Source organism: Lentibacillus saliphilus, assembly GCF_019093865.1.
GTDB lineage: Bacteria > Bacillota > Bacilli > Bacillales > Amphibacillaceae > Lentibacillus_B > Lentibacillus_B saliphilus.
The window spans coordinates 162,223-188,004 of sequence record NZ_JABJXD010000004.1 but is presented as its reverse complement, the minus strand read 5'-3'; the positions used below and the strand labels follow the sequence as shown (position 1 = coordinate 188,004).

Sequence of the window (25,782 nt, the reverse complement as noted above, 5' to 3'; positions counted from 1 at the left end):
CAGCCTCGTTCATCACGAACGAGGCTGTTTTTTAGGTATTGAGCCTATCTTAAATAAAAAAGCTGATCACACTCAATACGTGTTGATCAGTTCTTATCCATTTATCCCTCACCCAAAATGTTGGGCTGTTTTTTGTTCTATCGCCGTATCAAGCGCCTGAATACGCTTGAGCGCTGCCTCGTGCGATATTGTTTTATAATGATGCTTGCCACCTGCTTGTTCATCGGCTTCATCAGCAAATGCGACCACTTCCTGCAGCGGCTGTCGCTCAAGGCTCCCCTTCGGCAAATACGAATCCGTATGCAGCAAAATGGCCACGGCAATTTCTTTGGCTGCTTGCGGATCTTCACCAATCCTTACCAATAATTTATGCGCCCGATTAGCACCCTTGATCGCGTGAATATCGTTTTCCTTGTACATGTCATAATCCCATTCACCATCACGGTACCACGTATAATGACCAACATCATGCAAGAGTGCCGCTTTCGTAGCCTTGTCAGGATCAACGTCAAATTGCCCGGCAAAAATATAAGCAAACTCTGCAACCGCAACGGCATGAGCAATTCCAGACCGTCCGAGATATTTCTGTGTTATAGGATGAACAAACACATCTTCTAACGTCACCTTTCGCATATCAATGGCCTCCTTTATTATGACACCCTCGCTGTCAGCAAGTTAATCTACAGAAAATTATTGCCAATTATTATAGCACTGCTTGCACCATTCGTAAACAATCTAACCTTCTAAAAGGACAATTTCAGATGCAACAAGTACTCTAAGAGTCATTCTTGTCATGCATAGTAAAAAAGAGTTCTTCAAAAATTTGAAGACACCTCTTTTGATACAAATGACGATTTGTTTTTAAGCTTCATCATTAAAACGGCTTTAAAATCATCAATACAATTATAATAATGATCAATATATTTGTCAGATGTTCAACAATAAATAATTTCTTTGCCAGTGGCTTGTATGCATCAGGAATAACCTCTCCATCTGAGCTCAGAAGCATCGCTTTAATAGGCTTCATCAAAGGGGCTAAAAGAAGTGGACCAGCTGCTATGATGGCGACAAATAAAATCAAGCTGACGATGTACCAGCCTTGAGACAATAATCGTGTATTCAGTAACGCCATGCCTAAGCCCGTAACGAGCAGCAATGTCGCCCCGATCATAATAAATATATGAATGCGGCGCCTTAATTCAAAGCCTAGTCTTAGCTCCGTCATTGTTTTCGCTCGATCCACAATAAATGTCATAACAAAGCCTGGCCCCATACCTAAAATGGCCGCTAACACATGTATCAAGACAAGAAATTCATATAAGGTCATGTTTAGAAACCTCCACTCATCGGTGTCTATCATCATTACTAGTATAACAGATCGTGCATCTTCGTTGTATGTCATCTCACCTTAGAGTGGAGGTTAACAATTGGCAGCGATATTTGTAAAATCAGTAGGCTTACTTTCTATTTTCAAACAGAAGCATCGGATTTTCTTGACCAGCCTCCAGCGGCATATGCTTCATTTTAACCGTTCGTTCTTCACGTGGCTTCTTAAAATCCTCATACAATGTCACGGACGCGCCAAGGCCAACATCAGCAGCTTCCTCAATTGGTGAACAGTAATACACATCAGTCAAACCTGCAAAAAACATCGCTGTTAAACACATTGGACACGGTTCACCACTCGCATACATCGTATAGCCTGACAAATCATGCGTTTGCAATTGTTCCTGCGCTTTACGTAACGCGACGAGCTCAGCATGGGCACTGACATCGTATATTTTATGGAGTTCGTTCACACCTTCAGCGACAATTTCACCATCTTTGACAAGCACAGCACCGAATGGCTGTCCTCCTTCTCGAACTGTATCGGCTGCAAGCTCAACCGCACGCTTCATAAACTGATCCATTACAATCCCTCCAAAAATATATGTACTTATTACAATGATAAATTATCTAAAGGAAAAATGCCATCATCTGAATAGATGCTTAAGTTAATAATGACTAAATGCCTTTAACACTTATCATTCTACTCATATTTAATCACCATATCCCCTCGTTTAATCCAACCTTTTTTTCTGAAAAATTCAGCAACGATTAAACTAATTACAGCAGGTGCGATCAGATGCAATATCAATACAATTAATAAAACATTCCAGCTAAATCCCATCGTTTCAAACGTCATGATTTGTCCAACGAAGCCACTCGTTCCCATGCCTGCTCCAGCTGTATTATTTTCAAGCTCAAGCCACACGGTCGCAATTGGTGCTAGTACAGCGCCTGCAATTGTTGGTGGCAAGATAATGATGGGCTTTTTAAGGATATTAGCAACCTGAAGCATAGACGTGCCAATACCTTGAGCGACCAAGCCACCAAAGCCATTATCTCGATAGCTTGCGACTGCAAATCCAACCATTTGTGCTGAACATCCGATCGCAGCGGCTCCCGCTGCTAGGCCGTCAAGTGACAACATAAAGGCAATTGCCACGCTCGATATTGGTGCTGTCAATGCCCATCCCATTAAAACCGCAACAAGAATCCCCATAAAGAACGGCTGCTGCATCGTTGACCAATTGATTACCTCGCCAAACCAGACCATAAATGTATGAATTGGTGGGCCGATAAATTTCCCAACTAAAAAGCCTGTCACGATCGTCGTAAAGGGCGTCACCAAAATATCAACACGTGTTTCCTTATACACAATTTTCCCCAGTTCTACTGCGAAGAGAGCTGTTACATAGCTTCCAGCCGGGCCCCCAAGCTCTGCTCCAAACGCGCCCGCAAATAAGGTCGAAAACAACACGAGCGGTGGTGCCTTTAGCCCATAAGCAATTGCGACACCGATTGCACCACCCATAATTTTCGTCTCCATCGCAAACGCGCCCATCTCAATGAGACTTGCACTGTTGAGCTGTTGTCCGGCTGTTTTAATAATCAGTCCAATAATCAATGACGAAAAAAGACCAAGCGCCATATAGCTCAGTGCTGTTATGAAATAATCCTTTGCTGAGAGTGTTATCCCCTTCTTATGTAAAAACGCCTTCATAGTACCCACCTCTATCTACGTGAATGATTTCACATTAAATGTATAATCATTCCTTTAATAACCCTCTTTATTATTGCGTGAATCACTGCTCTTATCAAGTCGTAGAGATTGAATGTGAAATTAAGACCCTTGTATCAATCAAACAGCTCCTTCACTCACTTATTACTAACGGCACGAGCAGCCTCGACTAATTGATAAACAAGTTGCTATTCATTTTTATCTCATATACAATGTAATTGAAAATAATTCTCATTTATAGAACACATATATGAACAGAGAGCATGATTTGGGGAGGCATACAATGGAACAGACTAAAAAAACATCTGCGTTAGCACAGGTTATTCGAGAACGACGCGCAGTTAAGAAAAACTATAATTCTAAAGAAGTAACTGAAGCAGTCGTACGCGAGCTGCTTGAAGATGCGATTTGGGCACCTACACATAAGCTCAGACAACCGTGGCGCTTCCTTTTTGTGAGCGCTGATCAGAAAGCAGACTTTGCCAAAAAAGTCGCTGCAACCTATCCAGAAGAACGACGAGACAATCGGGAAATGGTTCTAAATGAGCCAAATGCCATTCTTGTTGTGATGATGGAAGAACCAGAATCACAAAAACAATGGGAAGAAAATTATGGTGCCGTCGCCAGCATGATTCAAAACTTCTGGCTACTCGCATGGGAGCGTCAGCTTGGAGTCGTATGGAAGACAAATTCGCACATTTATGATGAAGATGTGAAGCGCATCGTGGGAGCAAAGGAAAACGAAAGAATTATTGGCTTTATTCATCTCGGATATTTTGATCAAGCGCCTCTCAAAAAAGACCGCGTCTCACTTGATGAGAAATTCACAACTTTTCAAGGTTAACATTCAAACGCCCTATTACGGGATTTTCGTAACAGGGCGTTTAATATGTCCAGAAGCTTTAAAAAGACACTAATCCAAAATAGATCAGCGCCTATTTAGCCTTCGATTACCACACAGAGCTTTTTAATTTTGCATCGGCTTCATGACGTTCAATAGCCAGTTCAATCAGCTTCGAAATGAGGTCTGTATATGGTAACCCACTAATTTCCCAGAGTTTCGGGTACATGCTGATTTTCGTGAATCCTGGAAGTGTGTTGACTTCATTCACATAAATATCTCCAGCTTCAGTTAAGAAAAAGTCAACACGTGCAAGGCCTTCACATTGCAATGTTTGAAATGCTTTAACCGCTGTTTCCTGGATACGCGTAACATCATCAGCCGATAATTCAGCTGGAATGGCCAACTCAGCACCTTTTTCATCGATGTATTTTGATTCATAAGAATAAAATTCGGTTTGCGGTAAAATTTCTCCCGGAAGAGAAGCCATCGGTTCAGCATTTCCAAGAACGGAGCATTCAATTTCCCGACCGATAATGGATTCTTCAATGACGACTTTATGATCATAGTCAAATGCTTCATCTATCGCTTGATCAAACTCAGCCTTTGTCGACACCTTACTCACACCAACTGATGAGCCTTGATTCGCAGGCTTAATAAACATTGGCGTACCGAGGGCATCCGCTGCTGTTTCATAATTGATAGCGGCTTTTTGAGCGTGTGTGTATGTCAGCCCTTTTGCAACATTAATATCGGCTGCTGCCAATAACTGCTTTGTAATATCTTTATCCATACAGATAGAGGAACCGAGTACACTTGGACCGACGAACGGTAAATCAGCAATACGCAGCATGCCTTGTAGGCTACCATCCTCACCGAGCGTCCCATGTACAATTGGAAAAACGACATCGAGTTGGTCGAGTGCATCACCATCGTTAGCATGGATCATTTGGCCGTCTAATGCACCTGGAACGACAGCCACAGGGTCATTTGATTTGTTTAATTGAATCAACTTTGGATTTTCCGCATTGAGTAAATATGATGATGGGTCGTTTAAATGCCATTTTCCTTGCTTATCAATGCCTAGTAAAACGACGTCATATTTTTCTGTATCAATGGCATCAACGATATTTTTAGCTGATTGTAAGGAAACCTCATGCTCTGCTGACTTCCCTCCGAAAATAATACCGACTTTCTTTTTTTTCATCCTTATTCTCCTCGTCGTATAATGGGGGTGGTTACCCATATGCTATTCATATGCAATCATAATGATCATACATGTGCTATTTTCAAGCTCTCAGCTGCTAAACATACATCCTTATGTTGATTCGATTCTTCTTTTTGCAAAGTCCTTCAAATCACGGAGCAGAGTGTGCTCTGTTTTGTCTTCAAGCTCAAATTGAATGCCATAATGATACGTGTCATATTGCTTTTTCTTCCATACAATTTGACCAGGTAGCTCATACCTATTTTCATGAATCTTAAAGTCAACGACAATCGTTATATCGTTCTGCGTGGTGACCATATCCAAAGCCGTTGCTAACTTCATCCCTTGCAAGCTGATGTCGAGCATCTTAGCATCTCCAAGCGAGGACGCGACTTTTTTGTCATTCACATGATCAATTCGGAACTGCACATCTAGCGGCTGACCAAATTCCAGCCGAAAGCCTTCGTGTCTTTTATAGCGCATGTACATCACCTTTTATAGAAATGTTATCTATATCATAATTAATGTGTTTTTTAATTACAAGGGAATATTATCGTTTCACCTATTGTCTTCTAGATTTACGATAAGAAAAAAGGCTGTTTGATGTCTCGTATGTAGGAATTTGACCCTTTTACATATAAGACATAAAACAGCTTTTGACTGATTATATAACACGAAGCTCAATCAGTAGAAATATACAGCCCGTTAACCTGATAAAACAATGATACATTCATTCTGTCACGCTGCATAAAGTGGCTCATTGTCGTTTAGTTGTTTAGAAAACGGCGTTATTTTAGGCTGATAGCGCACCAACCGGATGGCGTTTAGGATGACGATTAATACGCTTAGCTCGTGAATGAGCATGCCAGACGCTAAAAATACATGACCAAGTAAGACGCCCACCAAAAGGAGTCCAACCGTACCAACTGAAAGAAACATATTTTGCTTCATATTTCGCACTGTCGCCTGGGCCAGCCTATATGCGTATGGTATTTTTTTAAGTTGATCTGCCATCAGCACAACGTCAGCCGTTTCCATTGCAACATCTGTACCGACCGCCCCCATCGCGATTCCAACATCGGAGAAGGCAATTGCTGGCGCATCATTAATACCATCACCAACCATAGCGACCCGATGACCTGTCGCACGCAATTGTTTTATATGCGCAACCTTATCCTCAGGCAGCATATTCGCCATGACGCAATCAACACCGACTTGGCGAGCGACTTGTTCTGCGGTATGTGTATGGTCACCCGTCAACATAACTGTTTTTTTGATACCAGCTGCTTTCAATTGCTCAATCGTTTCAAAGGCTTCATCACGTATTTGATCCGCGATCGAAATCACGCCAGCAATATGATGATGAACACTCACAAAAATGGCCGTGCTACCTTTTTGTTCTTCTTCCTGTGCATACTTCTCGACACGTTCATCTACTGTAATATGATGCTGCGCCATTAGTTGACGGTTTCCAATCACGACGTGCTGATCATTAATCGCTGCATGTAGTCCTTTTCCTTTTTCAACGGCAAAATCTACAGGTGCATGTGTCAGCTTGATTCGGCGCTTCTCAGCTTCTTGAACAATGGCTCGTCCTAAATGATGTTCTGACATTATTTCTGCCTCAGCCGCAAGCTTTAATACATCTTCTATTTCCATTCCGAACGTTTTGATGCTGGTCACTTCTGGCTGTCCCTTCGTTAAGGTCCCTGTTTTATCAAACACAAAGACATCTATCTTCGCCAAGTTTTCCATCACCTCTCCGCCTTTAAGGAGAGCACCCTGCTTAGCACCATTCCCAATCCCAGCTACCAGTGAAACAGGTGCTGAAATGACGAGTGCACCCGGACAGGCGATGACAAGGAACGTCAATGTCATATCTATATTTCTAGTTATTAAAAAAACAATAATGGACAATACGAGAATGCCTGGGGTGTATAATCGCGCAAAGCGTTCTAAAAATTTCTGTGTTTTCGCTTTTGTCTCCTGTGCTTCCTCAACGAGTTCAATCAGCTTAGCGAACGTTGTATCGTCCCCAACCTTGTCTGCTTTCACTTCAACGTACCCAGTATCAAGGAATGTTCCACTATATACATGATCACCAACAGATTTATTGACTGGCAATGATTCACCTGTAATGGCCGATTCATTGATCGATCCTTGCCCGGAAATAATTGTGCCGTCAATGGCAAGTTTCCCGCCTGATTGAGCAACAATAACATCGCCTTCAGCAAGCTTTTCAACTGGTACTGTTTTACGCTGCCCCTTTTCCAAAACCGTCGCTTCTTCTGGTGCCATATCCATTAATGTTTTCAACGATGAGCGTGTTTTTTCTAATGTACGTGCTTCTAAATAAGCACCGAATACAAATAAAAACGTTACCGCTGCGGATTCCACGTATTCCCCAATCATGAAAGCGCCGACGACTGCAATGGTCACGAGTAATTCAATACTGAACACTTTCATACGAAGGGATTGCACGGCGTGTATGGCGATTGAATACCCTGCGACAATTGTTGCCGTCATTAATATTGTGTTCTTCCAAAATGGTGCATTTAACGCATGTAAAATAAGTGCTATTATGAGCAATACACCTGAAATCACAACGATACGACGTCTTTTCATGTTACTCATGTGATACAACTCCTTTATGCAGAGCGGAATGCCTTTAGACTGTGCATTCCGCTCATTTTCTACTATATAACCTGAAATCCAAGCTTTTCTATCGTTTGTCTAATCTCGTCGTCAGAAACTTTTTGTTCATCAATCGTTACTTTAACTTTGCTTGAATTAAACAGAACGCCTACATGATCGACACCAGTTATTTTTCCGAGTGCATGCTCAATTTTTTTAATACAAGACGGACAGGTAAGGGGCTCTAATTGTAATTTGATTGTTTTCATATCGATCTCTCCTTCATTTGTTCTATCTATATTATAGAATGCATCTACTACAGTTTCCTTGACGTAGATCAAATTTCTCATATTAAGTAGAGAAACCCCACATTTATAATGTGGGGTAGCCATCTCTTTAGTATTTTTTATCGATTGCCATTGCGGTGAACGTAATAGGCCCTTTAATAAAGGAATTTTCACCATCGGCTTCAAGGGTTAGTGTATACATGAGGTTATCCTCTTTGTCCATGATCATATCTACGTGTGAGAATGGTTCAACAACGAAATTATCATCGCCACGGCTGTCAATTTCAACCTTGGCTTTATAAATTTCCTGTCCAGGGATCATGTTTGGACCGCGGTAAATTCTCATTAAAATGCGATCTTCATCACCAAGACTACTATCATTCTTCAGACCAACAACACCATTCAACCAGACGACATCGCCTTTTTTGACTTTATCTAAGATGACGGTTGCTGTTTTATATTCTGAACCTACAGGAATTTCAACATCTACTTCACTAAATTTATTTGGATCTAGTACATAATACTCAAAATCTCTTAGATCAGCACGATTTTTTTTGCAATCCTTTTGGTGATGATGGTGTTTATCACAGTGGCATTTGTCTTTCTTGTCATGCTTTTTATCCTTCCAATCTTGCATACAACCACACTCCTTTTTCCGTTTATAATAGTAATACTTTTCCATTTCCTTAAATTCTTCTTCTTTATAACTATCTCCGCGTCGACTCAATCACTTCACCTCCTCCTTTACGATTAATAGATGCACGAACCGGCAATTTTGCACTGGATAATAGTTTAAAAGAGCTTAAAATGTGTGCATGTCCGCTAAAGAAATGGGCATAAACAAAAAAAGCCAGTGGCCACCTGGCTTTCCAAGTACGTGCTGAGGGTTGTGGTTGAATCCACTACAAGCCTTGTCCGGATTCACTCACCATTATATTAAAATTAGCGTTCTATGAGACGACGCTTCTACTATTCCAAACACACATTTATATTTCGGTGTGAGCCTTGTTTAAAACAATACTAGACGATGGAACAACCATTATGGACAACATCTCATAAACTAATCATGCAAGTAGCATTTTATAAAAGGAGGGATGCTGTGATGCATAAAGATACGTGTCATAATGACCATTGTGTTTGTCAGACGTTTCGAAAAATCGTCCATGCCCAACAAAAGGTTTCACAAAATAAAACGACAGGCTGTGAGCAATCAATCGCGCAGTTACGATCACACAAGAAAAGAGACGATCAATCTCATACAACCGTACCCTTTATTCTTTATTGTAAGGATTGTCGTCCGTTTATAGCGGAAGCTGTCTATAAACGCCCCATTGAAGATTATCCTGATGAAACGTATTATGACGTATTATGTACCCCGTTCTTAAAAGCAAAAAAATTTATCGGTCAGCAACGTTGCTGTTTACAAGTTGAATTACTTTGTCCAGTTAATGCAAATGGGTATTCAGTCGCTACAGATGGAAACCGCCTTAGTGACTTTATGTGTGATGATACACCTTTTAAAACAATCCAATTTAGAGAGACAGGCATTTGCTTGACGCTTGATTTAGACCATTTTTCAGCTGTTCAATGCTTGGATGCCACAACCCCACTTCCACCCTTTAAACACAAGTATCATTCTCACCATTAAAAACAAAGCAAAATGAACGTTCCGGTTAAAGCCGGAGCGTTCATTTTCATTCCTTTACACGCTTTGAAATTCCGCTAGAAAAAATCCTCCTATCACAGCCACGATACAGACAAAACCAACTGAAAAAATAATTGTTGGCAGTTTAGCATTCTGTCTATCTTCTGCCCAAACGATCATAGCAACAACAAACCATACACAAATGGCCATAAAGAGTGTGGATATCGATCCCGTCGGTGTGATCCAGTCATACCAATGAATTTGCATATATGTGTCACCACCTATGATATGATATGTATAATGAGCACATTTTAGAACAGATTTTGAAAGGAACTCATGAGCATTAAAATATATACCTTTGGGGGTATTATGTTATAATGATTCTAGAATGGAGGTAACCGTATGAATCAATTCCAAGCATTAACATCGATTGATATGATAGATGCGTTTATAGAAGAGCATCCACTAGCCTTTTTATACATTTCTCGTGAAGGCTGTAGTGTTTGTCATGGTCTCTTGCCTCAAGTAGAAGACATGATGCAAGACTATCCAGACATTAAACTTGGTCATATTGATGCAGATGAAGTAGAGGCAGTTGCAGGACACTTTTCTATCTTTACCGTCCCTGTGCTTTTGCTGTTTGTAGAAGGTAAAGAATATATCCGTGAAGCACGAATCGTCCACATGGATCTTTTTGAAGAAAAAATCAAAAAAATATACGCACATATGGCGGGATAAGAAAGAGATTGCTTGATCTACAAAGCGATTCCAGCCTGCACTGATATAAAAAAGAAGTTCAGCAAAAGAGCCTGATACGCTTAATAAACGTACAGGCTCTTTACTGTGATTCATTTAAAATAAGCTGACGCAACTTTTTTGTTACGTTTTTCGTTGTGACATAAACATCCGTATTTGTTACATACATCAGCTTGCTGGCTGATCCTGTTTCACCAAGAATGAGATGGAGACCGTGCGTTGGCAGCTGACCATCCTTATTAGGCTCATATTCCACCATCACATCATATTCAGGATCATTCACAACGTCATTTGAATCCTTAGTTGCTGTTGTAATGGCCTTTCGAAAAAAATCTAACGTCTGTTGATCTGTAAAAACATAGGAAACATCTTCATTGATACCACCATGACCATTAGATTTTGATAATTTGACTGCAGCGATGTCTTCATCAAGCAGATCCATTGTTTGTGATCGCATCGGACATCCTACTATAAATACGAGACTAAATATACTTACAAGACACAAAATTCTCTTCACCAATGCATATCATCTCCCTCATACATACACATGCAACACAGCGTTGAATTTCAAAGCGATGCCCTTGTTATGATTCATTCCGATTAATACGTAGCTGATCGTTACTTGGAACCAATTTAAACTGGTTCGGTCGCGTGACATCTCCATATTCTCTCGCGATTTCCACATACTCAATTGGGGTCTCGTCCTTTACGAATACGAGTAATTGAATATCATCTCTATAACTAATGCCACTCGGATCCTTTAATCCCACCTCATTCTTAATGGTGGACTTAGGTGTATATGGCGTGAATAAAAAAGCCTCGTCCCATTCAAAATCAATCATAGACCCTAGATCAATTGTGTCCTCATCTTTGGATGTCATCACTGCATGAATGTCGTTTTGCAAGTCCATATTATGATGCACTTGGCTCAAATCACAACCACCAAGCAAAAGGATGACAACAATAAGCAATCCCCCTATTCTTCTCACGACTGCTCCCCCTTTTCAAATTTACAATCATAGAAAGGCAAGCACAGACGGATAAAGCCTGTGCTATAGCCCCTCACATAATCTTCATCTACATTATTGAACAGCTAGCTGAAAGATTGAAAAGCTGTAGTCCTCCGGTAGATCTGCAGGTGTTTTTGCAACGATATTACCTTCATACACAATGTCTCCTGTTTCCGTATCAAGTATATAGATAGTTGGTAGTTGATTAGACTCAGGCTGATTGTAATTGATATAGAAACGATCGTTTTGAACTGTTAAATGGGCATATTCTTCTACATTTTCAGCATGATCAATGTCCACGTGTCGTTCATGTAATATGTTTTGATCTTTGATACTGTATGTGATGATTGTTAAACCTGTGTCATTTGCTTCAGTGAAATATAAATTTTTCCCATCAAATAAATTGACCCGCGCTTTTTCCTCTAATTGCTTAGGCATATCAAGGGTTTCAAGCTCATCTGTTTTCAAATTGTATACAATTAAATCACTTTCAACAGTATGAGGTTCTTCATAATTCCCGTTCGCCTCATCTTCAACAACTTTGTGTTCAATAAGCTCCCTACGAAAAACAACATAATCTTTCGGTTTCAGCGTATCTGATTCTCGTAACATCTGAAGATACGCATCATATTCTCCTTCATCTACAACACTCTCAACTGTTTTGACATCAACTAGATCTTGTGTATTCAGATCAAATATATATAAACGAATTTCATGTTCATCTGAGCCATTGGAATACCGATTAATTGTCGTAAATACTTTTAACTCGTCATCAACCTTCTCGACACTCTCGACGTACATATGGTTGATCGCCCGATCGTCTTTAACATCATATGTGAATTCATTCGTTTCATCATTTTCCTTATCCAGAACTGCAATGTTAAAGTTAAAATTACCGGCTTGGAATGAGCGAAAGTCATAATGAATATCTGCATACGCCAAATGATCATCGTCTTCATACATATTTTGACCCCACATGTATTTACCACGCATAAATTGACGGTAATCCGTTGTTAATCGCCTATAATCTGGATTATTGATCATCCCGTCGAGACGCTCCCAAAATGTAAGATCATTCATATCAGACGTTCCATTTGCTGTAATGGTTACAGAGCCTTCGTATTTTGGAGCTGAATAATGTGCACGAACCTGAATGGCCTCTGCTTCTTTAGCATCTCCCGCTATCGTTTTTATTTTAAAGTCTGGATATCCGCCTGATGCAAAAATGCTTTGCGCATAAAACGTTCCAATTCCAAGGACAATCATCGTAAATACTAAGATAGATTTCCAATACTTGTTCATCTGTTAACCCTCCTATATCCGGATTTTTTTATTTAGTAAATAGCCACTGAGCGCAATTGATCCGGCCAAAACAATCACTCCGGCCAACATTGATAACCGTATAAGCTCAGATGGATAAAAGTATCCATTTAAAAGGAATTCTTGCAAGATGAGCGGTAAAAAGATAACAATACCTGCAACTGCACTGTAAATGACACCAAAAATAATCCCTTTCCACCGGAAGCTTCGCTCAAACAAAATGACTGTAAACAAAATTGTGACAGCGATAATCCCAATACCATAGTGTAATAAAAACAACATCGGCTCAGTAGGATACAATAAACCTAAGTCCAACATCTGTTGCGTTAACTCATGAAACGTCAAATCAATTCGAAAGTCTTTTGGCACCATCCATTTCATCACAGTCGATTCAATTGGATAAATGATAAATTGAAACGCGATAAAGCCAAATGTCATTAACACAATCGTTGTCAGCTTGGCAAAAAACACATTCAAACGTGCAGTTGGTAACGTCAGTAAGCGATAGGCAAACGTATTCTTACCAAACCAATCTCGATACCAAATCAAGAAGATATAAAAGGCAACAGCAGCAACACTAAGTGCAATTGGACCAATAAACCAAATTGAATAAGCGATATTATGAAAGTCCATTTGTCCATACATCTGTAGGAATTCAGCCTTTGACATCATATCTTCATTCATTGCTTTATCGGCTTTTTTCAAGTAACCATTAGCCGTTATCATAACGCCGATAATTTGTGACGTTAAAATAATCCCTAGTAAAACAGCATACACTTTTGCGATTCGGTTAAATTCAAAGTTTACAAGTTTTACATAACGCTTCATCCTTGATACACCTCCCGCATCACATCAACTATCGATTTACCTTCATTCTCTCTTAGCTCTTCAACATCGAACGATCTGTACACGGTACCGTTATCTAGCAGAACAGCTTTATCTATCAAATGCTCAATATCCTGGATTTCATGTGTCGTAATGATGACACCTCGGTCTTCAATTAAATGACTTGTAAAGACATTAGCAATCTGCTCGCGGCTAAACATATCAATCCCTGAAAATGGTTCGTCCATTAACACGTAATCAACATCTAAAGCGAGCCCCATCAATAAATTCGCCTTCGCTGTGTTCCCTTTTGACAATGTGTTAATTCGGTCATTTTTGTTCAATCGGAAAAAATCAATCATGTCATTCGCACGTGCTTCGTTCCAGCTATCATAAAAATCACTCATAAATTCCATTGCCTCACCGATCTTCATCTGTGGCAGCATTGTAATCGCATCAGGAATGAACGTCACTTTTTCATATGTGTGTTTATTAAGCTTTTGTCCATCAATTAAAATGTCACCACCATTAATTGGGGTTAAATTCATAATTGCGTTCATAATTGTTGTTTTTCCTACGCCGTTCACACCAATTAAACAAGTAATCTGGCCTTTTTCAGCGGTAAACGACACATCATCCAGTACTTTTTTGAAGCCAAATTTCTTCACCATGTTTTTTACTTCAATCATCTAATGCCCCTCCTTTTTGATCGTCTGCTCCTGCATATTTCTGTTTTACAAGATCAAGTAATTCATCCAATGGCACATTAACAGGCTTAATCGCATCCACAAAATCATTCACAGCTGTTACGACCAGTTCTTCACGTACATGTTGAATGACGGATTCATCACGCGTTATTTTACTTGGAAAGTTCCGTTCTGTTCGTATCAAACCCTGCTCCTCCATTTCCTTATAAGCCCGCTGTGCTGTATTGGGATTAATCTTAAACATATTGGCAATTTCCCGTCTGGATGGAATTTCTTCGCCTGGCTCTAACACCCCTGTTGCAATTTGCGTCTTAAAATAACGAATGACTTGCATATAAACAGGATCCCGCGTGTTGAATTTTAGTTGCATACATCGTCACCTCTTTTTCTAACCTGTATAAGAAAGCATTCATTAAAGGCCTGTATTTAATGCTCCTGTTGCTCGGTTATACCCACGATCAACCTGCAAATTTTAGTACCTTTTTAGTGTGTGTATTAATTGGTTCATACACCAAACGTAAAAAAATATGAAAACCTTAAACACTTACGGACAACTATACGCATTTGTTAAATTAAAACCGTGTATTAACAGCTTAATACACCATTCAAGTGTATTATAGGCTTAGTACTTTGTCAACCAAATTTGTTAAACATTTTAAAAGGTATAAAGAAAGTACCATCCTAATCAAACCGTTCAATAAAAAACGCCCTGTAAGACAGTATCTCACAGGACATTTCTTCTATTCACCACTAATAATTTTTACAGTTGTATACATTGGTAGATAGTCATAAAGCCATTCAATGTCTTTGTTATGCATACGAACACACCCTTGACTTACATGTGTACCGATAGAATCAGGATTATTCGTTCCATGAATGCCATATAACGTGCCGTCCGTTCCAGGTACATCTAAACCGAGCCAATTACTACCTAATGGATTAGCCGGATCTCCACCAGCGATACCACCTTCTCGATACCAAGGATTTTCCAGCTTGTTTGCAATTTTAAACGTACCTTCTGGGGTTGTGGACTTTTCTTTACCTGTCCCAACTGGGAAAGTTTTAATAACTTTATTGCCTTTGGATACCGTTAATTCATTTTTCGCCTTATTAATCGTGACGTTGTACGTATCGTTTGCTTCGGGCTCATTGCTTGTAGGCACCTCAGACTCTTCCTCTTTTGGTAGCTGTACATCCTTGTCCATCAATATAGGACTCGGAATAAATAAACGCGTTCCCAATTCAAGGTGGTTCGGATCAGAAATGCTGTTATGCCGTGCCAAAGCGCCGCAATATGCAGACGTATCATAATATGTATTACAAATTGTCAGTAACGATTCGCCCCGCTTGACGGTATGATAGATCATGTATTTTGGATCAGGAATATCAAGTGTCATACCCGCCTGAATTTGTTTCCCAGGGTTGGTGATATGATTGTAGCTGGCCAATATGTCTTGATAAGACTCGGTTGCATAATAGTGCATTGCAATGCTAAATAATGTTTCGTGTCGTTGTACTTTATGAGACAAGACGTATCCGGCTGTTACCTTCTCTGTTTTGTTTGTTTTTTGGCTTGCGTCGTTTTGTGCGTTCTCGGTAAAATCGCTGTTATTGTTGGACGTCTTTTGAGCATGCGCATCTTGCTCGTTTTCTTCTTTGTTGGCATTCTCTTTTGACTGTGTGCCTTCTTCTGCAGACGATCCACTGTTCTCTTTTTCTGTTATGTTTATGTTGTTTTGCTCTGATTCGGAATCAGATTCATTGTTAGCCGAGGATGCTTTGGAATCTGTATTGTCTTCTTGAGCATTTTTTGTCATTTGTTCAATCGGAGCATCCAATAAAGCATAAGCACCCGCTTTCAAAATCGGTAATGCAATCCAAATGCCTGCTGTAAAAACGAATGCCATAATAAACATGACTAAAAGACCGTAAATTTGTTTTCTCTTTTGCTTTCGTTCTCTTTTAAATCGTCGTGATCGGGGTTCGAAATTTCTTTGAACCTGTTTATCCGACATAATGTGCTCCCCCTGTCTCGTTATCTCCAAAAAGCACTATTTAGTATAGCGAAATTACTGTCGAAAACATATGCCTTTCTTCTAAAATGAGTCTTTTAGATTTCAAAACACATCTTATTCACTATATGACGTCATGCTCTGTACAAACAAAAGCCACAATTTCACTTCTTTTTTAGGACTTCCGACACTAGTCATCCCGCACATCTTTTTGAGTGTGATAAAATTAAAAGAGTATAATCAAAGGGAGATTTGGCGAATGAAACTTGTTTCATGGAATGTGAATGGACTAAGAGCGTGTGTAAGAAAAGGATTTATGGATTATTTTAACGAAGTAGATGCTGATATTTTTTGTGTTCAAGAAACGAAGCTCCAAGAGGGGCAAATACAGCTTGAATTGGATGGATACACAGCTTATTGGAATTATGCCGAACGAAAAGGCTATTCTGGTACGGCGGTTTTTACAAAAAACAAACCAAATTCTGTCTATTATGGACTTGGACAATCCGATTCGCAACCAGAAGGACGCATTCTCACACTTGAGTTTGATACCTTTTATCTTGTGAATGTATACACACCGAATTCGCAACGTGATTTAGCTCGGCTGGACCTCCGTTTAGAATGGGAGGATGCATTCTACAATTATGTAACAGAACTCGATAAGGAGAAACCTGTCATCATATGCGGTGATCTTAACGTTGCCCATAGTTCAATCGACCTAAAAAATAGTAAATCGAATAAAGGGAACTCTGGATTTACCGAGGAGGAACGTGGGAAAATGACGCGCCTTCTTGATGCGGGCTTTATAGACACACTTCGCTTCTTCCATCCAAACGAAACAGATATATACACATGGTGGTCCTATATGAAAACCGTGCGTGAACGGAATATTGGTTGGCGTATTGACTATTTTCTTGTATCGGATCGACTAAGAGAGCAACTGGGAGCATCTGAAACACACCCTCATATTATGGGTAGCGATCATTGTCCAATTGCCCTAACGATTGATATACCTAAATAACGAGATAGAAAATTGTCCAGTTCAATATAAGATGGGATAACGCTTTGCTTCTTCTGATATACTAAATTATGACATGTATTGAAAGGCTGATTAAAATGACACAATCCATTAAATTAACAACTTTGACGACAAAGGGTGGCTGTGGCTGCAAGATTGGTCCAGCTGATTTATCTAATGTTTTAAAAGCATTGCCTCCTAAGGAAAAGCATCCAAATTTACTTGTTGGACTTGAAACAAGCGACGATGCAGGTGTGTTTCAATTGACGGAAGATCTTGCCATCGTGCAAACGTTAGACTTTTTCACACCGATCGTAAATGATCCATACGACTTCGGACAAGTAGCCGCAGCAAATGCAATTAGCGACGTATATGCAATGGGCGGAAAACCTGTCACAGCCCTCAATATTGTTGCGTTTCCAATTTCTAAGCTGGACAAATCCATTTTAAGTGACATTCTCAAAGGTGCAGGAGATAAACTGGCTGAAGCCGGTGTTACGCTTGTAGGTGGTCATTCTATCGATGATCAGGAGCCTAAGTTTGGTTTAGCCGTAACGGGTACAATTCATCCTGATCGTATCCGCACAAATGCTGGTGCCCAGATTGGAGACAAGCTCATTTTAACGAAACCAATTGGTGTCGGTATTATGACGACTGCGTTAAAAAATGAGTTGTTAACCGATACAGAAGTTGAGCATGTTACAAAAATCATGACAACATTGAATAAGACAGCCGCTGAAGTTATGGATGCATACACCATCCACGCGTCCACAGATATTACTGGATTTGGCCTTTTAGGACATGCATTGGAAATGGCTGAAGCAAGTCACGTCGGACTAACTGTTTATGCTGACGACGTCCCTGTCCTATCACGAGCAAAAGAACTCGCTGAAGGTGGCGCGATTCCAGGCGGCTCTAAAAATAATTATGCCCATATTAAGGATCGCGTGACATATCCTGCTTCTATGTCACAGGTTGATCAATGGATCTTGTCTGATGCCGTGACATCAGGAGGGCTTTTAGTTGCTGTTCCTGAGGGTGAAGCTGAACAACTGCTGAACGACCTAAAGGAAAATGGCGTTCATGCTGCAATGATCGGAGAAGCAACAGATCATACCGGTCGCATTACCGTTTCATAACAACTTATACTATTTTAAGGCGGATACGTTGAGGTGTTATGACGTATCCGCCATGCATTTAAAGACGTAAACGTCAAGAAAGGTGTCCAACATGATACGCGATATAACAGTTCAAAACATATTAAAAGCCCATAAAAAAGCACCACTCACGTTAGTGGATGTCCGCTCTCCTAAAGAATTTAAGGAAGCGACAATTCCTGGAAGCATCAATATCCCTATTTTCAGTGATGAGGAACGCGCTGAAGTTGGCACGCTCTATAAACAAAAAGGACCTGACATCGCTAAACAACGAGGACTTGAACTATTTTCCGCTAAGCTCCCTCAGTTCATTGCGGATTTCAAAGTCATCAACACGGATATTACCGTCTTTTGTTGGCGAGGTGGTATGCGGAGTAAAACGGCAGCCACTGTTCTCGATTTAATGGGCATTCAAGCAAGCCGACTGAGTGGGGGATACCGTGCTTATCGTAAGTGGATTGTCAATTGGATTAACAATGAACCATTTCACCCAAATTTTTATGTGTTGAATGGTTATACAGGATCAGGCAAGACAGCCATTTTAAAAGCACTTCAGGAACAAGGCGAGCCTGTTATCGACCTGGAGCGAATGGCTGGACACCGCGGTTCCATCTTCGGGCAAATCGGACTAGAGCCTAGCAACCAAAAAACGTTTGACGCCCTTCTTTTTAACGACATGGTGCGCTATCAAAATGCAAGTCACGTCTTTATTGAAGGCGAGAGCAAGCGTATCGGCAAAGTGATGCTCCCCGATTCACTGTATAAGAAAAAAGAAGAAGGCAAACAAGTATTTATTAAACTACCTATTCAAGAGCGTGTTAACAATATATTAAGTGATTATCACCCATGGGATGATGCAGATGCCTTTAAAGAGGCGTTCAAACTCATTAAGAAGCATATACACACGCCCATTGCAAAAGATATTGAAGATCATTTGAAGAACAAGCAATTCCATGAAGCTGTCAAGCTCTTACTGATCCATTATTACGACCCGCGCTATGACCATGCCATTCGGCAAAACAAAAATATTCATAGCATCATCATAGAAGCTAAGACCACAGCAGAAGCTGTAGACAAAGTTACAGAATTGATCCATCAAAAACATTTTTAATCATTTGTTCATGCTCCGTTCATAAAAATCATGTATAGTGAAGGTACTTAACGTGAAAATGATGGAGGGGGACATATTTTGAATTCTTATAGTAAGCTTCTATTACGTATTTCTGCGCTATTTGCTTTTGGGGGTGCCTACCTTGGTTCACACATGGCGGGGGCAGGTGGTTATGAATTTAAGTCTATTCATGCCCACATCCTCGTTGTAGGGTGGTTAAGTCTTTTCGCGTGGGCCGTGTATTATAAAGTGTTCACGCCTGCCAATAAGGTGCTCGCCACGATCCACGTATGGTCTGCCATTATTGGTTCAATTGGATTAACGACTGGTATGTGGCTTTATTTCGTAAAACCGTTTGGTATTGAAGGGGCCTTCCCGCTCGTTACATTCATTGTGGGCGGATCCGTTCTATTACTCAGCTTCCTCGTGTTCGTGGTCTTAACCTTTATGAAAACAGAAGACGAATCATAAGAACACCAAAACTGCCTGCTTCCTCCAAGATAGGATGGAAACAGGCAGTTTCTTTTTTACTTACTTATGATCGATCGGATTGATCCAAAATTGCTTGTAATGCGTTCGACTTCCGGAAAAATTAGAGAAACCAATTTGACCATGCATATAAGGCTTATCATCATCTTGATAAGACATGATGTGTTGACCATCGACACTTATGTCAAACGCATTTCCTTTTGCGCTAACGCTTAATCGATATGGCTGGTGATGTGTCCAATCAAACGGTTCTGCTGTAAGAACTTGATAGCCGTTGTTATTTTTGTAGAGGACGAGTTCTCCGTCCTTAAATCCAACCGCATATGATCTGACACCACCCTGAACACGGAAATTGATATTATGACTGTTTCCTTTTTGAGGCTCAAGAATACATTCAAACGTATAATCTTCCCAATCAATATGTCCCGTGTACGCTTCTGCTGAGGCATTAGCATGATAACTACCTGCCAAAGCCCCATCCTCAAGCGTCCATATACCTCTTAAATGGGTCATTTGGCTCACTTCTTCATGGAAGAGACTCCACTTTTCAATGCGCTCTTTGGCAAAATCAATCCCGTAGGACGGCTCTCCAGTGAACACCATATGATCAATTAATGTCACCATCGAAGGCCAAGAAATAAAGCCACTTTCATCAAGTGGAATCCATTCAATTCCTGCTTCTTCAATACAGACATTTTCAAGGTAAGGTATGGCATACGAAAGCGATGTCCATTGATCAGCAGCAAGCTCTGTTTTCTCACCATACATGAATTGTCCTGTATGACCATCCTTAATATAAAGGCGCGCAGCAACATGATTCATTCCTGCACTAGACACCTTCACAACTGTCTCGATCGTTTGCCCAGGGTATAAAATTGGGGAAAAACTCGGATCATAGCGGCTGTCGTCAAAATCAGAAGGTCGATAATACGTTTTTACACCAGCACGATAGCCAAAGCCACCATTAACCTGATCAAATACCACTTTTAATGAACGTGAACCTGTAGCAGCATCAGCTGTCGTATTCTCAATAAAGCCCGTTGATGCAGCACAATCCGATTCCACTTTAAATGCGTGCGTTGAGCCCGGATATTCAAAGTGCAGCATATTAGAATCAGACAGTAATGTTTCCCAGTTCTCTGGTGGGGTTTCACCCATAACTTTATAGCCTAAGCGCGCAATATATGAAGCACATTTAGGCAAGTCAAGGATGTTTAGACTGCCAATAACACTCGAGCAGCATAAAAAGTCGTTAATAGGTTCACGCCAAGACGTATCGATACCAGCCAAGCCATTTTTCACTCCAATAATTGTGCCAACATTTCCGACATTACAGTCTGTATCCCAACCACACATATTGCATATATTAATGGTTTTTGAATAATCACCTTCGCCGTATAGAAGCGCCAATATTATGACCGCAGTATTAGGAATGATGTGACAAACGCCTTCGTACCGGTCATAACCATAATCCGAATGGATGTATTGTAAACACGCGCGCCAGCTTTCTGGGTGTTGTTTATGAAAAGCCCGAATCGCCTTCACGACACGTGCATAATTAGAGTCTTCAGGTATGACAGCCAAACCAGCATCAATAATTTTATTGACATCCTGTTCTACAAATGCTTCTGCAATACAGGCGGCAATAAACATGCCCCCATACTTGCCATTGCCATCATGAGATACACTCGCCATTTTTTCAGCATACTCAGCAGCAAGGTTAGGTTGGCCGGGAGCAATTAAACCCCAAGCATCACTGAAAATTTGTCCACCGATTTGCTCGGCAACTGTTTTTCCGTTCTGTTCTATTGAACCCGAAGTTGGTGCTTCAATGCCGCTTTTCAAATTTTGATAGGCTGTATCCTCGGTTGACACACCATAACCACCCCACCAGAAAAAGCCATGACCATCCGCTGTATAGTTAAGCCACGTCAGTCCCATTTCTTTAGCGGTAATGTCACGTGTGTGCGTATAATCCTCTAGGGCCCTTAAGAAAAACAATGGCCCATTCGTATCATCATCTGCAGCGAAATGGGTGAAATCGAATAAATACCCGTTTACCTCACCAAATGCTTTTTCAATTCGATCAGCTGTCCAATTTTCGATGTTGGCACCATGTCGGACACCGATGACCTTGCCAAGCCAACCAGCATAAACTTTCTCTATATAATCTGCTGGCATTGTCCTTGGAAGCATACGACCATCAGATATTTCCATCCAAACCCCTCCTCTGTTTATCCTTTTACACTGCCTTCTGTTAGTCCTTCAATAAACTTTCGTTGTAAAAAGACAAACAATAGTAATATTGGCATGACAGTGATGACACCTGCGGCTGAAATTAGGCGCCAGTCATTTCCGAATCTACCTGTAAACGCCAAGTACTTTGTTGCAACTGTTTTGAGCTCTTCAGTTTGTAAAAATGCATTCGCAAAGAAGAATTCATTCCACGTCCATAGACCAACGAGCAGCATGACGGTTAAGAATGCCGGTAATGCGAGCGGAAATACAACTTTCGTCAAAATTTGAAACTCGTTACAACCGTCCACTCGAGCACTGTCTAGCAATTCGTCGGGAATTGAAACGAAAAACGACCGTAGTAAAAATATGTTAAACGGTAGGAAAATTGCTGAGTATATAATGATAATACCTAGCAATGAATCCATAAGCCCTAAATTTTGATACACATAAAAGAGTGGCACTAAAAATAAGCCCATTGGAATTGACATAACAAGCAGTAAAAAACCTAAAATTGAATTTGAAAATCTAAACCTGACCTTTGCAAGAGCATAAGCGGCTAATGAAGCACTGATACAAATAATAACAATGCAAGACACAGCGACGATTAAGCTGTTCGTAAATGCTTGGCCATAGCCACCGACAACCCATGCTTCTGCAAAGTTTTCAAAGTGGAGCTCTTTCGGAAAGCCTAATGGATTCTCTCCAAACTCCTCCTTCGATTTTAAAGAGTTGCTGAAAATGAGTACAAGAGGCCCGATAGCAAAAGCTGTAAATAACAGTAAGGGGATATGTCTCCAGTCAAATCGCTTTAACATTTATACATCCCACCCTTTCTTCTGGATGAATCGAAAACCGATAATGACTAAACCAGCAAACAGACCCATTGTCAAAGCTACTGTACTTGCATAGCCAGGCTGATAATTATAAATGGCTAAGTCATACATATACGTCGCTAATAGTTCCGTTGATTTACCCGGACCACCTTGCGTCATAATGTAAACATAATCAAACGCAGCGAATGACCAAATAATAAGAAGCATATAAATTAATACCAATGTCGGTCTGAGCTGCGGTAAAGTCACGTGCCAAAATACACGAAGACGGCCTGCACCCTCTACAACAGCAGCTTCTTCAATACTTTTATCAAGCTGCTGCATGCCCATTAAAAATAACACGACGAGAAAGCCCCAAAAATGCCATAAATCCGCAAATGCTACGGAAAATAATGCAATCGCACTATCCCCAATCCATGACTGCGCTAGAAAATCAAGGCCCCAATCTTCAAGCGCTGTATTTACACCTGAAAATGGATTGTAAATTAACGACCATAGCTTTGCTGTAACGACCGTTGAAAGTATATAAGGTATAAAGGTCACCGTTCGATAAAATAACTTTCCTCTAGCAATTTTACTAATTAATAAAGCGACTATAAGCGCCATAATGACAGGTATAGTTAAGAATATCGCCATCCACTTGATGTTATTGGCTAATGCTATATAAAACGTTTTATCATGAATAAGTCTTGAAAAGTTCTCTAATCCAACAAATGAAGGCGCCTTAATGCCATCCCAATCGGTAAACGATAAGAAAATGGTACCAATAATTGGACCACCAACGACGAATAGCAGTAAAAGTAAAGAAGGCGCCAACAATAACCAAGGAAAGAGGCTTTTCTTCCAATGTTGTTTTGAATGTTTTGCTACACTCATATGTTAATACGTGCTCCCTTCATAAAGTGAATTGTCATTCAGCATAAACTCGCCTACTGAATGTGTAATGAATAGAATCGGTCAACACGCCCATTGATAGAACACTTTCTTCGCTCTATATAAAGGCAGAAGCAAGGATATGTTACTCTCCTTGCTTCTTAATCAATTATTTGAACCTATTCAAATTCAAACAACAAACCTTCTTCTTTATCCTTTTCTGCTTCTTTCTGCACTTGATCTAATAATTCATCCACACTCATCTGACCGATAAAGACTGCTTCAATATTATCCCAGAGATAATAATTTGCACTTGGTGGCCAGTAAGTCCATGATGCGTAACCAACCTGATCTTTTTCCATATAGCTTGTAATCTCATTAAAGATGTCTTTCGTAATTGGTGCAACATCCTCAACATTTGCAATATCAAGATCTACAAGTGGATTAAAAGTGCCAAGCTTGACTTCCATTTCAGATGCTTCGATATCATGCAACCAATCAAGAAATACGATTGCTTCTTCCTTATGCTCAGAATTCGCATTTATACCCGTGCTACCACCTAATGCCAACGGAATATTTTCCTCAATACCTTCTCTTAGAGCTGGCATCACGAAAAAGCCAACATCAAAGTTTTGCGCATCTCCCATTACACGATTAGATGCCCACGTACCTTCAATTTTCATAGCAGCTTGTCCATTATTGAATAATGACCATGCATCATCATTTGTAATGGCATGGGACTGTTTGTCACTTACATCACCGTTCTGCCACATATCGACCCATGTTTGTGTTGCTTCTTTAACGAGATCATCATTCCATTTCATCTCTGTAGAAATAACGTCTTTCATAGCATCTTTACCAAGATAGGCATTGTACATGAGCGTTAATGCCCACTCATTAGATGCTCTGTAATCAGAAGCACCAAAGGCAATTGGTATAATATCTTCGTCTTGTATCGTTTGATTTAATGATTGTAACTCTTTAAGATTTGTTGGGATGTCCCACCCATTTTCAGCAAACATGTCTTTGTTATACCAAACAACGACTGACTCGTAAGATTTAGGAAGACCGTATAATTCTCCATCTTGATAACCTGTTGAAAGTGCCCAATCGTAAAAACGATCATTCCACTTATACGTATCCACTTGATCTGTTAGAGGTTCAAGATAGCCTGCGCTCGCAAATCTCCGTAATGTCATCGGACCGTCTGCATACACAACATCTGGACCTGCACCAGCAGCGAGCTGTTGACGCGTTAATTGAACCGCATCATCATTCGTAATCCAATCAATTTTAATATTAGGATGTTCGTCTTCAAACGCTGCAATTTGATCCTTTAACATCGTTTCATACTCTGGTGTAAATGGTGGATATGTCATCCAAGAAATTTCAACTGCTTCGTCATCGGTTTGTGCTGCATCATTATCATTTGCACCACCGCATGCGCTGGTTATCAAAGCAATAACCATAAGTAATAGTACGACTGTCACCTTGTTCTTCATTAATGGACCCCCTACATATTGATGTGAATATCATGTTGGCAACTCTTTATGAGCAGGGCTTTATTTAAAGTGTCTTAAAGACCACTGACTCAGCTTGTCTTATTCCTCTCACTGCTGTTGCTGGACATCACTCCTTCCAGTTTTCACACACTGGTACTGGCTGATGATGATTTAAAATACTCATCTCTAACCTTCACATAAAAACCAATTATTTATGATTACCTTTCACCAGCACAATGAAATTCATGCATAT

Annotated in this window: 28 protein-coding genes; 7 read left to right on the top strand and 21 right to left on the bottom strand. The window is 40.3% G+C overall.

The window, feature by feature from the left end; genetic code table 11:
* Positions 1-108 precede the first annotated feature (108 nt).
* The 4 genes from HPC67_RS09100 to HPC67_RS09085 form a co-directional block, all read right to left on the bottom strand.
* Positions 109-633 (bottom strand): HD domain-containing protein, encoded by a 525-nt coding sequence (locus HPC67_RS09100; protein WP_217587297.1) that lies wholly within the window; start codon positions 631-633, stop codon positions 109-111.
* Positions 634-874: 241 nt separating this feature from the next.
* Complete coding sequence (locus HPC67_RS09095) at positions 875-1,327, bottom strand: DUF2269 family protein (protein ID WP_217587295.1); 453 nt, start codon at positions 1,325-1,327, stop codon at positions 875-877.
* Between the two features lie 130 nt (positions 1,328-1,457).
* On the bottom strand, positions 1,458-1,910 hold the full coding sequence (locus HPC67_RS09090) for a nucleoside deaminase (RefSeq protein ID WP_217587293.1): 453 nt from the start codon (positions 1,908-1,910) through the stop codon (positions 1,458-1,460).
* A 119-nt stretch (positions 1,911-2,029) separates the two neighbouring features.
* The gene (locus HPC67_RS09085; protein ID WP_217587291.1) at positions 2,030-3,046 is read right to left on the bottom strand and encodes a PTS sugar transporter subunit IIC; all 1,017 of its coding nucleotides are present in this window, start codon (positions 3,044-3,046) and stop codon (positions 2,030-2,032) included.
* A gap of 301 nt (positions 3,047-3,347) precedes the next feature.
* Between HPC67_RS09085 and HPC67_RS09080 the strand changes: the two genes are divergently transcribed.
* Entirely contained in the window at positions 3,348-3,908 is a 561-nt protein-coding gene (locus HPC67_RS09080) for a nitroreductase family protein (RefSeq protein ID WP_217587289.1), read from the top strand.
* 106 nt (positions 3,909-4,014) lie between these two features.
* Here HPC67_RS09080 and ddlA read toward each other — a convergent pair whose 3' ends face one another.
* The 5 genes from ddlA to HPC67_RS09055 all read right to left on the bottom strand — a co-directional run bounded on the left by ddlA (position 4,015) and on the right by HPC67_RS09055 (position 8,760).
* Entirely contained in the window at positions 4,015-5,112 is a 1,098-nt protein-coding gene (gene ddlA / locus HPC67_RS09075; protein ID WP_217587288.1) for a D-alanine--D-alanine ligase, read from the bottom strand.
* Between the two features lie 111 nt (positions 5,113-5,223).
* The gene (locus HPC67_RS09070) at positions 5,224-5,595 is read right to left on the bottom strand and encodes a PilZ domain-containing protein (protein ID WP_217587286.1); all 372 of its coding nucleotides are present in this window, start codon (positions 5,593-5,595) and stop codon (positions 5,224-5,226) included.
* A gap of 255 nt (positions 5,596-5,850) precedes the next feature.
* Positions 5,851-7,746: a heavy metal translocating P-type ATPase gene (locus HPC67_RS09065; protein ID WP_217587285.1), complete on the bottom strand. Its 1,896-nt coding sequence runs from the start codon at positions 7,744-7,746 to the stop codon at positions 5,851-5,853.
* A gap of 62 nt (positions 7,747-7,808) precedes the next feature.
* On the bottom strand, positions 7,809-8,015 hold the full coding sequence (locus tag HPC67_RS09060; RefSeq protein ID WP_217587284.1) for a heavy-metal-associated domain-containing protein: 207 nt from the start codon (positions 8,013-8,015) through the stop codon (positions 7,809-7,811).
* 127 nt (positions 8,016-8,142) lie between these two features.
* A complete protein-coding gene (locus HPC67_RS09055; RefSeq protein ID WP_217587283.1) occupies positions 8,143-8,760 on the bottom strand; it encodes a hypothetical protein in 618 nt (205 codons plus the stop codon).
* Between the two features lie 375 nt (positions 8,761-9,135).
* Here HPC67_RS09055 and HPC67_RS09050 point away from each other — a divergent pair, with 375 nt between their 5' ends.
* Positions 9,136-9,681 carry a CotY/CotZ family spore coat protein gene (locus tag HPC67_RS09050; RefSeq protein ID WP_246569927.1) on the top strand — a complete coding sequence of 182 codons (546 nt, stop codon included), beginning with the start codon at positions 9,136-9,138 and terminating at the stop codon, positions 9,679-9,681.
* 54 nt (positions 9,682-9,735) lie between these two features.
* Here HPC67_RS09050 and HPC67_RS09045 read toward each other — a convergent pair whose 3' ends face one another.
* Positions 9,736-9,945 carry a hypothetical protein gene (locus HPC67_RS09045; RefSeq protein WP_217587281.1) on the bottom strand — a complete coding sequence of 70 codons (210 nt, stop codon included), beginning with the start codon at positions 9,943-9,945 and terminating at the stop codon, positions 9,736-9,738.
* A gap of 135 nt (positions 9,946-10,080) precedes the next feature.
* Between HPC67_RS09045 and HPC67_RS09040 the strand changes: the two genes are divergently transcribed.
* Complete coding sequence (locus HPC67_RS09040) at positions 10,081-10,416, top strand: thioredoxin family protein (protein ID WP_217587279.1); 336 nt, start codon at positions 10,081-10,083, stop codon at positions 10,414-10,416.
* A 100-nt stretch (positions 10,417-10,516) separates the two neighbouring features.
* Here HPC67_RS09040 and HPC67_RS09035 read toward each other — a convergent pair whose 3' ends face one another.
* The 7 genes from HPC67_RS09035 to HPC67_RS09005 all read right to left on the bottom strand — a co-directional run bounded on the left by HPC67_RS09035 (position 10,517) and on the right by HPC67_RS09005 (position 16,311).
* Positions 10,517-10,891, bottom strand: coding sequence for a YhfM domain-containing protein (locus tag HPC67_RS09035; RefSeq protein ID WP_217587277.1), 375 nt, complete (start codon positions 10,889-10,891; stop codon positions 10,517-10,519).
* A 127-nt stretch (positions 10,892-11,018) separates the two neighbouring features.
* Entirely contained in the window at positions 11,019-11,423 is a 405-nt protein-coding gene (locus HPC67_RS09030) for a hypothetical protein (protein ID WP_217587275.1), read from the bottom strand.
* 93 nt (positions 11,424-11,516) lie between these two features.
* Positions 11,517-12,746 (bottom strand): hypothetical protein, encoded by a 1,230-nt coding sequence (locus HPC67_RS09025; RefSeq protein WP_217587274.1) that lies wholly within the window; start codon positions 12,744-12,746, stop codon positions 11,517-11,519.
* 12 nt (positions 12,747-12,758) lie between these two features.
* On the bottom strand, positions 12,759-13,592 hold the full coding sequence (locus tag HPC67_RS09020) for a hypothetical protein (RefSeq protein WP_217587273.1): 834 nt from the start codon (positions 13,590-13,592) through the stop codon (positions 12,759-12,761).
* Entirely contained in the window at positions 13,589-14,278 is a 690-nt protein-coding gene (locus tag HPC67_RS09015; protein ID WP_217587272.1) for an ATP-binding cassette domain-containing protein, read from the bottom strand. Before HPC67_RS09015 ends, HPC67_RS09020 begins: the two co-directional genes overlap by 4 nt.
* On the bottom strand, positions 14,271-14,666 hold the full coding sequence (locus HPC67_RS09010) for a GntR family transcriptional regulator (protein ID WP_217587271.1): 396 nt from the start codon (positions 14,664-14,666) through the stop codon (positions 14,271-14,273). Before HPC67_RS09010 ends, HPC67_RS09015 begins: the two co-directional genes overlap by 8 nt.
* Before the next feature lie 370 nt (positions 14,667-15,036).
* Entirely contained in the window at positions 15,037-16,311 is a 1,275-nt protein-coding gene (locus HPC67_RS09005; RefSeq protein ID WP_217587270.1) for a L,D-transpeptidase family protein, read from the bottom strand.
* A gap of 256 nt (positions 16,312-16,567) precedes the next feature.
* On the opposite strand from HPC67_RS09005, the gene HPC67_RS09000 reads away from it, so the two are divergent.
* The 4 genes from HPC67_RS09000 to HPC67_RS08985 all read left to right on the top strand — a co-directional run bounded on the left by HPC67_RS09000 (position 16,568) and on the right by HPC67_RS08985 (position 20,065).
* Positions 16,568-17,329, top strand: coding sequence for an exodeoxyribonuclease III (locus HPC67_RS09000; RefSeq protein ID WP_217587269.1), 762 nt, complete (start codon positions 16,568-16,570; stop codon positions 17,327-17,329).
* Positions 17,330-17,424: 95 nt separating this feature from the next.
* Positions 17,425-18,465, top strand: a complete 1,041-nt coding sequence (gene selD, locus HPC67_RS08995) for a selenide, water dikinase SelD (RefSeq protein ID WP_246569881.1) — start codon at positions 17,425-17,427, stop codon at positions 18,463-18,465.
* A gap of 91 nt (positions 18,466-18,556) precedes the next feature.
* Positions 18,557-19,594, top strand: a complete 1,038-nt coding sequence (gene mnmH / locus HPC67_RS08990; protein ID WP_217587268.1) for a tRNA 2-selenouridine(34) synthase MnmH — start codon at positions 18,557-18,559, stop codon at positions 19,592-19,594.
* A 78-nt stretch (positions 19,595-19,672) separates the two neighbouring features.
* On the top strand, positions 19,673-20,065 hold the full coding sequence (locus HPC67_RS08985; protein WP_217587266.1) for a hypothetical protein: 393 nt from the start codon (positions 19,673-19,675) through the stop codon (positions 20,063-20,065).
* 60 nt (positions 20,066-20,125) lie between these two features.
* On the opposite strand, the gene HPC67_RS08980 is transcribed toward HPC67_RS08985, so the two are convergent.
* From HPC67_RS08980 to HPC67_RS08965, 4 genes are all read right to left on the bottom strand, one after another.
* Positions 20,126-22,300 (bottom strand): ADP-ribosylglycohydrolase family protein, encoded by a 2,175-nt coding sequence (locus tag HPC67_RS08980; protein WP_246569879.1) that lies wholly within the window; start codon positions 22,298-22,300, stop codon positions 20,126-20,128.
* Positions 22,301-22,317: 17 nt separating this feature from the next.
* A complete protein-coding gene (locus tag HPC67_RS08975) occupies positions 22,318-23,136 on the bottom strand; it encodes a carbohydrate ABC transporter permease (protein WP_217587265.1) in 819 nt (272 codons plus the stop codon).
* Positions 23,137-24,030, bottom strand: a complete 894-nt coding sequence (locus HPC67_RS08970; RefSeq protein WP_217587264.1) for a carbohydrate ABC transporter permease — start codon at positions 24,028-24,030, stop codon at positions 23,137-23,139.
* A 176-nt stretch (positions 24,031-24,206) separates the two neighbouring features.
* Positions 24,207-25,529: an ABC transporter substrate-binding protein gene (locus tag HPC67_RS08965; protein ID WP_217587263.1), complete on the bottom strand. Its 1,323-nt coding sequence runs from the start codon at positions 25,527-25,529 to the stop codon at positions 24,207-24,209.
* Between the last annotated feature and the right edge of the window lie 253 nt (positions 25,530-25,782).

What these genes read in the sequence shown, in the direction of transcription:
- HPC67_RS09100 (WP_217587297.1), bottom strand. Translation starts at nt 633, where the DNA reads ATGCGAAAGGTGACGTTAGAAGATGTGTTTGTTCATCCTATAACACAG.
- HPC67_RS09095 (WP_217587295.1), bottom strand. Translation starts at nt 1,327, where the DNA reads ATGACCTTATATGAATTTCTTGTCTTGATACATGTGTTAGCGGCCATT.
- HPC67_RS09090 (WP_217587293.1), bottom strand. Translation starts at nt 1,910, where the DNA reads ATGGATCAGTTTATGAAGCGTGCGGTTGAGCTTGCAGCCGATACAGTT.
- HPC67_RS09085 (WP_217587291.1), bottom strand. Translation starts at nt 3,046, where the DNA reads ATGAAGGCGTTTTTACATAAGAAGGGGATAACACTCTCAGCAAAGGAT.
- HPC67_RS09080 (WP_217587289.1), top strand. Translation starts at nt 3,348, where the DNA reads ATGGAACAGACTAAAAAAACATCTGCGTTAGCACAGGTTATTCGAGAA.
- ddlA (WP_217587288.1), bottom strand. Translation starts at nt 5,112, where the DNA reads ATGAAAAAAAAGAAAGTCGGTATTATTTTCGGAGGGAAGTCAGCAGAG.
- HPC67_RS09070 (WP_217587286.1), bottom strand. Translation starts at nt 5,595, where the DNA reads ATGCGCTATAAAAGACACGAAGGCTTTCGGCTGGAATTTGGTCAGCCG.
- HPC67_RS09065 (WP_217587285.1), bottom strand. Translation starts at nt 7,746, where the DNA reads ATGAGTAACATGAAAAGACGTCGTATCGTTGTGATTTCAGGTGTATTG.
- HPC67_RS09060 (WP_217587284.1), bottom strand. Translation starts at nt 8,015, where the DNA reads ATGAAAACAATCAAATTACAATTAGAGCCCCTTACCTGTCCGTCTTGT.
- HPC67_RS09050 (WP_246569927.1), top strand. Translation starts at nt 9,136, where the DNA reads ATGCATAAAGATACGTGTCATAATGACCATTGTGTTTGTCAGACGTTT.
- HPC67_RS09045 (WP_217587281.1), bottom strand. Translation starts at nt 9,945, where the DNA reads ATGCAAATTCATTGGTATGACTGGATCACACCGACGGGATCGATATCC.
- HPC67_RS09040 (WP_217587279.1), top strand. Translation starts at nt 10,081, where the DNA reads ATGAATCAATTCCAAGCATTAACATCGATTGATATGATAGATGCGTTT.
- HPC67_RS09035 (WP_217587277.1), bottom strand. Translation starts at nt 10,891, where the DNA reads ATGCGATCACAAACAATGGATCTGCTTGATGAAGACATCGCTGCAGTC.
- HPC67_RS09025 (WP_217587274.1), bottom strand. Translation starts at nt 12,746, where the DNA reads ATGAACAAGTATTGGAAATCTATCTTAGTATTTACGATGATTGTCCTT.
- HPC67_RS09020 (WP_217587273.1), bottom strand. Translation starts at nt 13,592, where the DNA reads ATGAAGCGTTATGTAAAACTTGTAAACTTTGAATTTAACCGAATCGCA.
- HPC67_RS09015 (WP_217587272.1), bottom strand. Translation starts at nt 14,278, where the DNA reads ATGATTGAAGTAAAAAACATGGTGAAGAAATTTGGCTTCAAAAAAGTA.
- HPC67_RS09010 (WP_217587271.1), bottom strand. Translation starts at nt 14,666, where the DNA reads ATGCAACTAAAATTCAACACGCGGGATCCTGTTTATATGCAAGTCATT.
- HPC67_RS09005 (WP_217587270.1), bottom strand. Translation starts at nt 16,311, where the DNA reads ATGTCGGATAAACAGGTTCAAAGAAATTTCGAACCCCGATCACGACGA.
- HPC67_RS09000 (WP_217587269.1), top strand. Translation starts at nt 16,568, where the DNA reads ATGAAACTTGTTTCATGGAATGTGAATGGACTAAGAGCGTGTGTAAGA.
- selD (WP_246569881.1), top strand. Translation starts at nt 17,425, where the DNA reads ATGACACAATCCATTAAATTAACAACTTTGACGACAAAGGGTGGCTGT.
- mnmH (WP_217587268.1), top strand. Translation starts at nt 18,557, where the DNA reads ATGATACGCGATATAACAGTTCAAAACATATTAAAAGCCCATAAAAAA.
- HPC67_RS08980 (WP_246569879.1), bottom strand. Translation starts at nt 22,300, where the DNA reads ATGGAAATATCTGATGGTCGTATGCTTCCAAGGACAATGCCAGCAGAT.
- HPC67_RS08975 (WP_217587265.1), bottom strand. Translation starts at nt 23,136, where the DNA reads ATGTTAAAGCGATTTGACTGGAGACATATCCCCTTACTGTTATTTACA.
- HPC67_RS08970 (WP_217587264.1), bottom strand. Translation starts at nt 24,030, where the DNA reads ATGAGTGTAGCAAAACATTCAAAACAACATTGGAAGAAAAGCCTCTTT.
- HPC67_RS08965 (WP_217587263.1), bottom strand. Translation starts at nt 25,529, where the DNA reads ATGAAGAACAAGGTGACAGTCGTACTATTACTTATGGTTATTGCTTTG.